This window comes from Methanobrevibacter sp., from assembly GCF_045120835.1.
Lineage (GTDB): Archaea > Methanobacteriota > Methanobacteria > Methanobacteriales > Methanobacteriaceae > Methanocatella.
Genome location: NZ_JBGVFE010000011.1, coordinates 15345 through 29147, shown reverse-complemented (window position 1 = coordinate 29147; position 13803 = coordinate 15345). Strand labels below are relative to the sequence as shown.

Genomic DNA, 13803 nt, shown 5'->3' with positions numbered 1-13803 from the left:
ATTATTTAATTAGTTTTTGTTAATTTATCAATAATTTCCTGATATTTTTCATTTTGTAATTTTAAACTTATGACATTAGTCTTATTGGATTTTACAATTTCTTCATTAGATTTTGTGAGTTTATCAATCATTTCATCTTGTTTTTTAATAATTGAATCCTTCTGAGCCAGCAAATCCTCGTAGCTTTTGGAGATTTTTCTAAGCTGTATTTCCAACTCCTGAGAGTTTGAGCTGATTTGTGTTTTATAGTCATCGATTAGAGACCTCAAATATCTGACCTGATCCTGTTTATCTTCAATGATTTTGTCCTTTTCGAGTATTTTTTCATGAAGCTCATCCAATTCCTTGATTCTTGCCTTGTCATAATCGATTTTAGTGTCAAGCTTATCCTCCAAATTTTTCTTTTCATATTTCAGTTTAGTGGAGTATAGCTTTAGCTTATTGATTTCCTCATTTTTTGAATCCAACTCTATTGACAACTCATCAATTTCCGCATTTTTAAGTTCAATCTCATTTTTTAAATCTCGAAAACTTTGCTTTGACATACAGTTAATACTTTAATTCTCATAATAAAAATACTTATAAAAAATAAAATGAATAAATTATTGCATGGAATGCTATATTACTTATTGTGTTAAAGGATTTTTCGCTTTTAATAGTGAAAATGAATTGATTTCAAAAAAATTATTTCCCACAGATGAGATAATTGACAGATTGGCAAAAATCAATGATAAAGAGATTGTTAAAGAGGAATTAGAAATTATTGAAGAAGTTTCTCAAGACTATGACACAATCATAATTGAATCAAATAAACGATTATCTGATTACAGCAATGATAAAATCATGATTGAAACCCCAAACCAGGCAGGAGAATTCTTAAGAAGCAATTACGATAAGTTTGATTTGGATGATGAGAAAACAAGTAAAATCTATCAGAATTTTGCAATCTATAAAATTAAAAAAGAATCTGCAAGCGAGGACAAGCACCTAATACAGGCAGTAAATTCAATCGATGAAATTGATGATGCCATTTCAAAATTGATTGAAAGAATCAGAGAATGGTACGCCCTATATTTCCCTGAAATGGATGTAATCAGAAACAATGAAACCTACATTAAATTGATTTCACAAAACAAAAGCAAAGAAGAAATCCTGAAAGCAAAGCCTGAAGCATTCCCACAGGACATTATTGATTTAGAAGAAGACATAAATCTGATAGACCTGGAAATAATGAACAATTATGCAAAATCCATTTATGAACTCCAGCAGTCACGGAAAAATATTGAAAATTACATTGATAGCAAGATGGAAGCAATTGCACCAAATTTAAGACTTTTGGTTGGACCAACATTAGGTGCGAAACTAATATCTCATGCAGGAGGATTGAAACGCCTTGCAATGTATCCATCAAGCACAGTTCAGATAATGGGTGCTGAAAAAGCATTATTCAGACATTTGAAAAGTGGAGACAGACCTCCGAAATATGGTTTAATCTATCAGCATCCTCAGGTACGCGGTGCCAAATGGTGGAATCGAGGAAAAATAGCAAGAATGCTAGCCGGAAAGATTTCATTGGCCGTAAGACGAGATGTATTTACTAAAACATTAGATGAAAATGTTTTTGAGGAATTTAAAGATAAAGTTGAAGAAATAGAAAAAAATAATCCTTTTCCAACAAAAACTACTAAAAAAAGGAATGAAGAAAAATCAAAATCTAAAAACAAGAAGAGAAAAGGCAAAAAGAAAAGGAAAAGGAGGTAGCCCATGAAAGTTTATTTTAAGGACGGAAATGTTGCAACTAAAAATCTAAATCCCGGAACATCTGTTTACGGAGAAGAATTGATTAATGAAGATGAGGAATATAGGATCTGGAATCCAAGACGTTCAAAATTAGCTGCAGCTCTTTTAAATGGATTAAATAATTTAAAGCTTGAGAACACCTCAAAAGTACTGTACCTTGGCGCATCAACCGGAACTACAGTTTCGCATATTTCAGACATCGTAATTGATGGGAAAATTTATGCCGTTGAATTTTCACCTACAACCGCTAAAAAATTAGTTCAGCTTTCTCGTCAAAGACCCAATATTGCTCCGATTTTGGGTGATGCAACCAAACCCAAAGGATATTTGAACTATGTCGAAAAAACAGATCTTGTGTATTGCGATGTGGCTCAACCCACTCAGACACAACTTTTCATGAGAAATATGAATTTATTTGCTAATGATAATGGCGTTGGACTTTTGATGATTAAAGCAAGAAGTATTGATGTCGTTCAGAAACCTAAAAAGGTTTTCAAGCAACAAGAGAAAATTTTAAAAGAGAAAGGTTTTAAGATTATTGAAAAAGTGAAACTGGAACCTCACGAAAAAGACCATATTGCATTGTTAGTGGAAAAAAATTTTTAAAAAAATCGCCTGATTTAATGTGATACTTTTAGAAAAAATAGCTCTGAGAGAAATAAGCATTAAAGTATATCAAGCTTTTGCTATTCACAACCCAATATCTTATTTCACATGCAAAATACATTTTTAATATCCTTTTTTTTATCATTAAGGAATTTTTTCCTAAAAAAATAAGTTTTATATATCCTATTTGAAATATTAATATTTATATAAGCTTGTTATACAATAGGAGGAATTTTTATTAAACATAAAGTTATTATAGCTACGATGATTTTATTTGCTTTAATCAGTTTATCTTGCATAAGCGCAGCAGATAATACATCAGATGAAATAATAGCACAAGATAATGGCATGGATGCTGATGAAATAGTGGCGCAAACCAATTTATATACTGAAGAAAAATTGACTGATGGAGAAAATGATATAAGTGATTTTTCAACTTTGAATGGAGAAATTGCCAACTCAACAACAAGCACAATACAACTAACAAAAAATTATACTTATAACCCCAAAAAGGATTCAAATTATACTGATGGAATTGTAATTGACAAGTCTGGTTTCACTGTTGACGGACAAGGACACACCATCAACGGAGCAGGACTTGCAAGAATATTCAATATTACGGCAAACACTGTTACATTAAAAAATATTAACTTCATAAATGGTAATGCTACAGATAATGGTGGTGCAATATACTGGTATGGAAATAATGGAACAGTAAACAACTGTAACTTCACCAACAACCAAGCAAAACTAAGAGGCGGTGCCGTCTTCTGGTGCGGAGTTAATGGAACCATAAAAGACTCCAATTTCATAAACAACACCGCAACAAAATTTAGTGGTGGTGCAATCCAATGGGATTCCAATTCTGTTAATGGAACAGTAAATAACTGTAACTTCACCAACAATCAAGGATCACAAAGAGGAGGGGCAATTTACTGGAATGGAGTTAATGGAAGAATTAAAAACTCTAATTTTGTAAATAACACTTCAATTAATGGAGGCGCACTTTTCTTTGACATTAATGCTCATGATGGTTCTCTAAATAATAGTTGTTTCATTAAAAATAATGGAACCGACGGTGGTGCAGTCTATTGGGAAGGAGAAAATGGAATAGTGAACAACTCCCATTTCATAAGCAACACAGGTTCCAATGGCGGTGCAATTAGCTGGCAAAAAAGACATGGATTAGTGAACAACTGTAATTTCATGAACAATAAGGCAGATAATGGTGGTGCAGTCTATTGGGAAGGAAGTAATAGTACACTAGATACCTGTAATTTCACTAACAACCAGGCATCCAATGGTGGTGCAATATACTGGTATGCATATAATGGAATAACAAACAATTCTAACTTCGCCAATAACCGCGCAGATAATGGTGGTGCAGTCTACTGGAATGCATATAATGGAACAATTAACGACTCTCAATTTACCAACAATACAGCGGAATCTAATGGCGGTGCGATAGCCGTTAATGAAGGAGCAATTAAAAATGCATCATTTAGAAATAATCATGCACAATTCGGAGGAGCAATCTACTTTAATATGAATGGAACAATCGACAAGTCTACTTTCACAAACAATAACGCTGAGGATGGGAGAGCAATTTTAACTAATGGAAATCTCACAATCAGCGATTCTGGATTTATCGGTAATGGTGAAAATTGTATTGATGTTAAATCAGGGGCAAAATTAACTTTAAATAATGTTTCAAGTGATGCCAAATTAGTAAATGATACAATAAGCATGCGGATTCTTGAAGTTGGAGATGTTGTTTACGGTAACAATGTCAACATTAAAGTTCAACTAAACAGCAGTGTCATATCTCCATTGAGTATCGGTAAAGTAGTTGTTAAGGTTAATAATGTTGAATATGGTGCTGATGTGAAAGATGGAATTGGAATAATTGTTATTCCAGGATTAGATGCTGGAAGTTACAATGCAAATGTTACATACATTGACAATAATGTATCAAGATCTGAAATTCCTGTTAATTTCACTGTAAATAAAAAAGACATTACGATTAATGCGAAAAATGCTGCATATGTCATCAACTATGGTGGAACATACAAAGTTAGTTTCACAAATGTAACCGACAGCACTGAAGTAACATTCACATTAAACGGCAAAAACATCACAACATCCACCATCAAAAATGGAGCCGCTTCAATAAAATTAACTGCAAAAATCTTAAAAACCGCTAAAACTGGTAAAAAGAACCTAATTATTGAAATTGGAAATAATAATTACATCCCAACAAATAAAACTGTCAAAATTACCATAAATAAAGAAAAAACAAAAATAACCGCTAAAGCAAAAACATTCAAAAGAACTACAAAAACCAAAAAATACGTAATTACCTTGAAAAACAGCAAAAACAAAGCAATGAAAAAAATGAAAGTTACCTTAAAAGTTAAAGGTAAAACATACGTTGCCAAAACCAACAGCAAAGGTAAAGCAACATTTAAAATTACCAAATTAACTAAAAAAGGAACTTACAAAGCAGTTATCAAATATAAAGGAAACAACTATTACAATAAAGTAACTAAAAATGTTAGAATTAAAATAAAGTAGGTGCAACACACATCTACCACCATTCTTTTTTTATTAAAGTTTATTAATATGCTTCCACGTCATCAATTAGTCTACGATTGCGAATTAATTTAAAGAAAGAAATACATCCTACAGACACAGTAATCAACTGTATAATCACTGATGTGAAATCAAATACGCACCAGAAATAGATTATGTAAAACGATTCATTAATGATGAAACTAAGTTTAATCCATTTGATATCCTTACACAAGTAATTGCATATGGTGATTTGAACTGTTGCAATTATTGGAATCAAACCAACGAGACCCAAGTTATTTACCGCAAAACCTATAACAGTAGACAATACAACGAAAAATATGGCCCACATGATGGAAAATCTCTCTTTATAAACCATACACAGCCTTATTGTAACCATTGCCATGACTACCATGCCGACGTATGAATTAAAGAAAAATGATGCAATAATCAGTATAAAAGCATTTAGTATTTGGTATTTATACGCTTTTTTATCATCATTTACCCATAAACTAAAGATTACAAATATTCCGGCAAATAATGAAATAAGGTTTCCAGCAATAATATTCCAGGGCAGATACATGTATAATCATTTATTTTTTATCATTTTTAATTTCTTGCAGTTCCTTTTCTAAACGAAGAGTTTTATTTTTATATTCCTCTAATTCCTGCGATAACTCAATTATTCTATCGGTATGCACATCAATGATATCATTATTTGTTGAAATGTTTTGTGTGTTTTCCTGAATTTCCTTTTCAAGTTCTGTTGAAACTTCATCTTTTTTCTCAATTAAAAACATGGAAAACAATACTATCCCAAGCACGGCAGTAAAAGTCATTGGGGCATAAAGCGCATTGGCAATGATTAATCCCTGTCCTCCGGAACTTAAAACTGATATTATAAACATGTCAAATCCACTATAGAGAAGCATCATTAGCGCACCGTTGAATGGATTTAAAAATCGTCCATTACTCCATTTATAGATTAATCCACCTATAATACCACATAGGATTGTTGCAACGGCACATGGAAGTGCAGTGGGTCCTCCGAGGAAGTATCTCCAAACACCAGATATGAGTCCGACAGGAATTCCAACATAAGGCCCTCCGAATAATGCTGAAATCATCACAACCAAGCTTCTTGCATTGGCAGGGATTCCGTTAACGTTTAAAGTGAAATATGATGACAAAATTCCAAGGACTGAAAATATGATGATTTGCCATATTATTGTTTTTCTTGAAATTTTGCCCTTAACAGTAGCTTTGAAACTTTTGGATTTGGCAGCTATAAATGTTAAAATCAATATAACAGATAGCATCCGAAACATCTCTAAAAATGGAGCCCATAAAGACTCCCCATTGGCAGATTTGTTAAAATAAGAAACTGTAATACTCAGCAAACCGATAATTACCAGATAAGCGATTTCATAAATGGATCCGTCAGTAATTTCTTTAAGTTTTGGAAGTCGAGTTGAAATAAATCCTAAAATGATAATTGCTGAGATAATTGTGCCTACTTCATGCAATATTGAAATATCTACATGTTTTTCAATAGTCATATATTCAAATAGGTTAATGAAAAGAAGTATGTTGAATATAAACAGTACTGTCAATAAGAGTGCTATTTTTTTATCATTGCGCAGGTTATTTTTTAATCTGTCAATCATAGAACTTCCAACAAGTATATCTTATTCATTGTTCAATGGGAATTAAATTGATTTATCTAATATGTGAAAGAATACTCCGACCTCTACAGGTCGGAGAGGTTCAACAATGGAATCATTTCACACCATAATTCATTTATGGATTAATCCTTCAGGGATGTTGTAATCCTCATACTTTTTAGCGATTTCATCAACGGTTCCATCTTTAAACATTTCATCTAAAGTTTTTTGAACTTGATCTTTTAAATCATCGTTTCCTTTTTTAAATCCGATTCCATACTGTTCATAGGATAATGGTTCATCAAGGATTTTGAGATTACTGTTGGCAAAATTTTCTTTGAGATGGTAATCTGCAATTCCAACATCTGCTATAATCGCATCACAAACGCCTGATTCCAAATTCATGAATCCGGTATTGTACTCTCTTATTTCGGTTAACTGGGCAAAAGAGTTTTTCAGACTTTCATTTTTTTCATTCAGACACTGCAATGCTGAACTTCCTTCCTGAACTTCAACATTTTTACCTTTCAAATCACCGGGAGTGCTTATTCCAGAATCATTTTTTACAATTATTACCTGTGAATTGTTAAAGTAAGGGTCGGACCATGTATAATCGTTTTCTCTTCCGTCAATTGTGAATTCACTCCAAATACAATCGACAGCATTGGAATTGAGCTCCACTTCCTTAGTGTTCCAATCAATAATCGGTTGGGCTACAAAAGTCCAATTATTTCTATGAGCTACTTCTTCGGCCAATTCCAAGTCAAAACCAGTATAGTTTCCATCATCATCTTTGTAGGTGAATGGTGGAAATTCTGCATTGAATCCGACAACAAAAGTAGTTTCATTATTTACATTATCGGATGCATTATCTCCAAAAATATCAAAGAACCCTTCTGCACTTGCACTACCAATCATTAATAAAGCTGCAAGAATTACTGTTAAAATTAATAATATTTTTTTCATAAAAATCCCTAAAATAATATAGTAACTATTAATTTCCCCATATTATAATATAACAATTTAGACTGTTAAATTATAAATATTGGCGGTTGAAATCTATAATTTGAAAAATTTAGACCATTTTACCTTTTGTTTGGTGTCTTGTATTAATCTGTCGGAGGTTTTATCTTCCTGATAATTTTTTTTCAGCAATTGCTGTTTTATTTCCGCATCAAAACCGGCATCAGATATTTTTTCTAATAAAATCTCTTCATTTTTTTGTTCTTCAACTTGAGAGATAATTTCACCTTGAATTCCAAAAAGAAGATCAATTGCCTGACCAACATCAACACCTTTTGATTTTAAAATTTCAACTCTTTCAAATTGCTCATCTGTTAATTCAATTTCCATTTTTACCATAACCTTACCTCCTACTAATTAAATTTATACATACTCATTTAAATTATTATCTAATAATTAAACATTTGTCATAACATGCATTATTCAATAGCGGAATAATTTTTCACTATTATTGGTTATTTTTTAAAGATTTTAACAATAATTAGATTATTGACAAGCAACAACATTCAAAAGAACCATCAATATCAAAATCAACTACATGCATTAAATCTAACAAGAAACAATTAAATTTTTCAATACTAAATAAAAATCAAAAGACTCATATTGATTTAATTTTTCACAACATTGCCAAAAAGAAATAACCTCCTTCAATTCTTAAAAAGATATCCTCACAATGCACAAATTAATATTGCCACATTATAAATTACTTAATTTAAAATATTCCAAAAAGTTATTAAATAAAATTCACAATCAATAATTTTAAAATAAAAATTATCCGAACCAGAAACATATGAAATTCAAAATAAAAATTCAAGAGATATTAAAAGAGAATGACTGAAAATTTTTTTAAAATAAGCAAAACCTAAAACAACACCCCCACGAAAAAGACAATAATGCCTTATCAATGTAAGAAACATCTTTGAAAAAACCACCTAATTTTTGAGTGATAATGAGCTAAAAAATACTTCTAAGAAAAGTAAAAAATTACTACAAAAATCGCTGAAAAGTATTACTTAGATACTTCTCAAAATATATCAAGCTTTTGCAATCTACTCTATTAATCAATATCACATCCCCCCATAGTTATGTTAAAAATAATTTTATAAAATTATATAAATATTTAGACACAATATATAATTAATATAAAGTTTTTATACAAATGGGAGGAATTTTTATTAAGCATAAACTTATAATTGCTACTATAATTTTATTTGCTTTAATCAGTTTATCTTGTATAAGTGCAGCAGACAACAATGCAACTGCCGAAATAATATCACAAGATACTGGCATAAATGTTGATGAAATAGTAGCACAAGACAAAGATATAAATACTGAAGAGATATTGACAAATGGAGAAAATGATGTAATTTCATCTTCAAACGGAGAAATTTTAAATGCAAAAGATAACGGGACTTTCAAGGATTTGCAGATTAAAATCAATGCTGCCGGAGAAGGTGGTGCGATTAATTTAACAAATGATTATACTTACAATGGAACAGATGAAGAAATAATCATAAATAATGCCATTACTATCAATGGTAATGGTTTTACAATTAACGGTTTGGAAAAATCCAGAATATTCAACATAAATGCTTCCAGCAATATTGTTCTAAACAACATTACATTTTTAAACGGTAAATCTGATTTGGGTGGAGCCATCATATTCAATAATGACGTTTCAAATGTAGTCATTGACAACTGTAAATTTATAAACAATGCTGCTACTAAAAATGGTGGTGCATTATATGTTAATGGCGCTTTTACCAGCAGTACCATTAAAAATACGGAATTTACAAACAATGCCGCTGATAAAAATGGTGGTGCAGCCTATATTTTCAACAGTACCAGCAAAAGTCTGTTTGAAAACTTGACTTTTACAAACAACAAGGCAAAAGGCGCAGACGGTGGAGCAATTAATTTCCATTGGGAGCTAAAAAACACAAGGTTTAACAACATCACATTCTACAAAAACAGTGCTAAAAATGGCGGAGGAGCAATAAACACTGATCAAAATGTAAATGATGATAATACATATGTTAATGTTAATTTCACTAGCAACACCGCATCCAAAGGTGGAGCATTAAACGGATATGGTCAATCACATGGCAACTCATTCAAAGGATGTTCATTTACCGACAACTCAGCCACCAATAATGGCGGAGCAATATATTACAAAAGAAACATACAATACAATATCTTTGAAAGCTGTTCATTCATCAAAAACACTGCAAGCAATGGTGGAGCAATAAACACCAATATGGCTTTCAATTACAATAGATTCTATAATGATTCATTCATTAACAATAATGCAACAGCAAATGGTGGTGCTTTATATGTTTATGATAAATTTACCAAAAATGCCATTGCTAATACTGATTTTATAGACAATGTTGCTGCCAGCAATGGTGGTGCAGTTTATATTCGTGGAAGTTCCAGCGAAAGTCTGTTTGAAAACTTGACTTTTACAAACAACAAAGCAAAAGGTGCAGACGGTGGAGCAATTAATTTCCATGGAGAAACCTCCAAAACAAGTTTCAACAACGTTACATTCTATAAAAACAGTGCTAAAAATGGCGGAGGAGCAATAAACACTGACAATAATGTAAATAATGATAATACATATGTTAATGTTAATTTCACTAGCAACATCGCATCCAAAGGCGGAGCATTAAACGGATATGGCCAATCCAAAAGCAACACATTTGAGAAATGTTCATTTGACAACAACACAGCCATCAACGATGGTGGAGCAATATACTACAAAGGAAATATTGTATCCAATGTATTTGAAAACTGTTCCTTCATCAAAAACACCGCAGGTGATAATGGAGGCGCAATAGGTACTTATAGATCTTTTATTTCCAATAGATTCAATGAAAGTCAATTTATAAGGAATATTGCAACTGTAAATGGTGGTGCAATTTATATTAATGCTTCCGTTTCTAATTGTAAAATCAATTCCAAATTCATCAATAATAATGCATTTCGAGGCGGAGCAATATTCTTTAACAATGAAACTGATAATGTTACAATTAATGGTTATTTTGAAGGTAATGAGGCAGAAAGAATTGGAGGAGCCATAGTTTTCCAAGCTAAAGCATCCAATAACATAATTTCCGCTGAATTTAATAATAACATAGCAAACAAAGCCAGCGGTGGAGCCATATTCTTCCGCAATCTCGCTGAAAACAATCAATTCGAAGGCATCTTCACAGCCAACTATGCAAATCAAGGTGGAGCAATCTTCTTCTACAATAAAGCAAACAATAACAAATTCAACAGTGAATTCAAATCAAATATAGTTAATTCATCTGGAGGCGCAATAGTTTTCTATGGAGCCACAAACGGCAATAACTTCACAGGATCATTCATCAACAACACTGCCTGGGGAATAAGCTCCGAAGATGGCAGCGGTAACGGTGGAGCAATAACCTTCACAGGCATATCAAGCAACTGCATATTTACATGTGACTTCATCAACAACACCGCCGTTAAACATGGTGGAGCAATAAACTACAGACAAACCCCACAAAACATTACATTCAACAGCAATTTCAACAACAACAAAGCATCATATGGAGCCGGAATCAATTTCTTCGAAAGCATCGAAAATTCAGAATTTAACGGAGCATTCATTGATAATAATGCTATTTATGGTGGGGCAATAGCCGCTAAATCCGGAGTTATTAAAAACATACTCTTTAAAAACAATAGTGCGGAATTTGGTGGAGCAATTTTCTTTAATGGTACAGGTACTGTAGAAAATTGTAATTTTACTAATAACATCGCTTCCCAAGATGGTGGTGCCATATACTCTGAAGAGAGTAAACTAACAGTATTAAATTCAAAATTCATCAATAACACTGCAGATGTTACTGGAGGTGCCCTATTTTTTGAAGGAGAAGAATTGTCCATATTTGAATCTGAATTTGTCAACAATACTGCTTTAGATGATTGTGGTGCAATATTTACTTACTCTAACAAAGCAACCATTATTAAATCAAAATTTGAAAGAAATAATGCACCCGAAGTTGGAGCGGTATATGTATCCTGTGGCAATGCTTTGATTAATGAATCAGATTTCATCAGTAATGTCGCAACAGATTTCGTTTCAGCAATACTGAATGCAGGTAATCTGACTGTTGACAATTGCCAGTTCATTGACAGTTCTGCAGATTCAGGATGCACAATACGCAATGCAATATTTTCTACTTTAACATTGTCCAATTCAATATTTGAAAGCGATTGTCTTAAAGGAAAAACAGTTGACAACAATTACGGAATTTTATACCTGCATAACAACACTATAAATGTTCAATCCAGTGAAATCCACAATTATGGTGGAAACATTACCTCTCCATGCACTGCAATAGTCATATCACGTACACCTTTCGTTTATGGGGTTAAAACCAGGTTATTTGCTTTTATTACTGATGACAATGGAAATCTGATTGAAGAAGGATATTACGTATACTTCAATGTAAACGGCACTTTGGTTGAGGCGGAATTCAATTTAGAAATAAGTGGATATGTGGCTGAATATGTGTTCAATAATTTAGGTCCGGTCGAAATATTCACTGTATGTCCAAACATCAACATAACCGATAATCAGGGCATTAACAGCACTGTTACTAAAGTAAAATCAACAATCAATGCATCAGATATTGTTTTTGATTACGGATTATTTGGCACTACAACAGTTACAGTAAATGGAGCTACTGGATTTAATGCGAATGTTGTAAATTGTTCAGATGCTTTTGTAGTTATCAGCGGCAATCAAATTTTTGTTTCAAATTTAGATGCTGGAAATTATAGCTTAAATATCACAACCATTCCAGACAGCGCCCATGAGTCTGTAAGCAGTATTGTTAAAATAACTGTAAATAAGGCAAATCCAACACTAATCATCCCTGTAACTGCATTTGAGTATGGTAAGGACATTGTTATTAATCCTATTCTTAATGGCATTATCAAAATTGATTTGGCTTTTGTTCCATATCATGATGAAGCAGTTGTTAATATTTCTGAAAATAATGTCATCACCATTTCCGGTTTAAGCATTGGAGATTATAAATTGGTTGTTTCAGCAATTCCTGATAAAAACCATGTAATGTCTGCTATTGTTCAAAATATTAGTGTTACCAAAATAAAAACACAATTAACTGCATCAAGTGTAACTGCCACATATAATTTGGCTAAAAAACTTGTCGTTACACTTAAAGATTCCAATGGAGTTTTAGCGAACAAAAAAGTGACAGTTAAAGTGGGCAAGATTTCAAAAACATTGAAAACCAATTCCAAAGGACAGGTTTCAGTTGATATCTCCAGTTTAGCTCCAAAAGCATATACTGCATCAATCAATTTTGCAGGAGATGCCAACTACAGTGCTTCAAGCAATTCTGTCAAAGTAACTGTTAAAAAAGCTACTCCAAAATTGACTGCGAAAGTGAAATCATTTAAGAAATCAGTTAAAACCAAAAAATACAGCATAACATTAAAAACCAACAAAAACAAAGCCATGAAAAAAACAAAAGTTACTTTAAAAGTTAAAGGTAAAACATATACTGCCAAAACCAACAGCAAAGGAAAAGCAACCTTTAAAATTACCAAATTAACTAAAAAAGGAACTTTCAAAGCAATTATCAAATATAATGGAAACAGTTACTACAACAAAGTAACTAAAAAAGTTAATATCAAAATTAAGTAGATGAAATTCCATCTACTTTCTTTCTTTTTTTAACATTAACATCAAATCATCTGTTGCAAATCTTCCAATTTTGATTGTAGACAATTTTCTTTTATGGAAATAATGTTCAATTGGTCTTTGATATCTTGTTTTGTGTCTTCATCACGGATGTCTTTTAAAGAGATTGTGTCAGTCAAAAGGGAAACATAGCCACCTATTGTAATTAAAATTGGCCAATTTTAAAAATTAATCTATGCCAAAAATAGAAACACCATCAAAAGAACAAGTAATTCCAAAAGTAACAACATACATTAAATCTAAAGAAAAACAAACAAATTTTTAAATTTTAAATAAAAATCAAAAAGTTCATATAGATTTAATTTTTCATGATCTTGGAAAAAAGAAAGAACATTAATCAATAACTCAAAATGTATACCACAGATACTCCAATTA

The 13803-nt window shown here is 31.8% G+C and carries 10 protein-coding genes; 4 read left to right on the top strand and 6 right to left on the bottom strand.

The genetic code is table 11. The features are described from left to right. Positions 1 to 5: 5 nt before the first annotated feature. Positions 6 to 545: a glycosyl transferase gene (locus tag ACJMLO_RS01175; RefSeq protein WP_405293099.1), complete on the bottom strand. Its 540-nt coding sequence runs from the start codon at positions 543 to 545 to the stop codon at positions 6 to 8. Between the two features lie 64 nt (positions 546 to 609). On the opposite strand from ACJMLO_RS01175, the gene ACJMLO_RS01170 reads away from it, so the two are divergent. The 3 genes from ACJMLO_RS01170 (at position 610) to ACJMLO_RS01160 (ending at position 4980) form a co-directional block, all read left to right on the top strand. Next, positions 610 to 1761, top strand: coding sequence for an NOP5/NOP56 family protein (locus ACJMLO_RS01170; protein ID WP_405293097.1), 1152 nt, complete (start codon positions 610 to 612; stop codon positions 1759 to 1761). Positions 1762 to 1764: 3 nt separating this feature from the next. After that, positions 1765 to 2406 carry a fibrillarin-like rRNA/tRNA 2'-O-methyltransferase gene (locus tag ACJMLO_RS01165; RefSeq protein WP_405293095.1) on the top strand — a complete coding sequence of 214 codons (642 nt, stop codon included), beginning with the start codon at positions 1765 to 1767 and terminating at the stop codon, positions 2404 to 2406. Between the two features lie 264 nt (positions 2407 to 2670). Further along, positions 2671 to 4980, top strand: a complete 2310-nt coding sequence (locus ACJMLO_RS01160; RefSeq protein ID WP_405293093.1) for a hypothetical protein — start codon at positions 2671 to 2673, stop codon at positions 4978 to 4980. 43 nt (positions 4981 to 5023) lie between these two features. Here ACJMLO_RS01160 and ACJMLO_RS01155 read toward each other — a convergent pair whose 3' ends face one another. From ACJMLO_RS01155 to ACJMLO_RS01140, 4 genes are all read right to left on the bottom strand, one after another. After that, positions 5024 to 5560, bottom strand: coding sequence for a YgjV family protein (locus ACJMLO_RS01155; RefSeq protein WP_405293091.1), 537 nt, complete (start codon positions 5558 to 5560; stop codon positions 5024 to 5026). 10 nt (positions 5561 to 5570) lie between these two features. Next, on the bottom strand, positions 5571 to 6644 hold the full coding sequence (locus ACJMLO_RS01150; protein ID WP_405293089.1) for a LytS/YhcK type 5TM receptor domain-containing protein: 1074 nt from the start codon (positions 6642 to 6644) through the stop codon (positions 5571 to 5573). Between the two features lie 129 nt (positions 6645 to 6773). After that, a complete protein-coding gene (locus tag ACJMLO_RS01145) occupies positions 6774 to 7607 on the bottom strand; it encodes a transporter substrate-binding domain-containing protein (protein WP_405293088.1) in 834 nt (277 codons plus the stop codon). A gap of 93 nt (positions 7608 to 7700) precedes the next feature. Continuing rightward, on the bottom strand, positions 7701 to 8003 hold the full coding sequence (locus ACJMLO_RS01140; protein ID WP_405293086.1) for a hypothetical protein: 303 nt from the start codon (positions 8001 to 8003) through the stop codon (positions 7701 to 7703). An 820-nt stretch (positions 8004 to 8823) separates the two neighbouring features. On the opposite strand from ACJMLO_RS01140, the gene ACJMLO_RS01135 reads away from it, so the two are divergent. Next, complete coding sequence (locus ACJMLO_RS01135; RefSeq protein WP_405293084.1) at positions 8824 to 13371, top strand: hypothetical protein; 4548 nt, start codon at positions 8824 to 8826, stop codon at positions 13369 to 13371. A gap of 41 nt (positions 13372 to 13412) precedes the next feature. Here the strand turns inward: ACJMLO_RS01135 and ACJMLO_RS01130 are convergent, their stop codons facing one another. Continuing rightward, a complete protein-coding gene (locus ACJMLO_RS01130) occupies positions 13413 to 13547 on the bottom strand; it encodes a hypothetical protein (RefSeq protein WP_405293082.1) in 135 nt (44 codons plus the stop codon). Positions 13548 to 13803 lie beyond the last annotated feature (256 nt).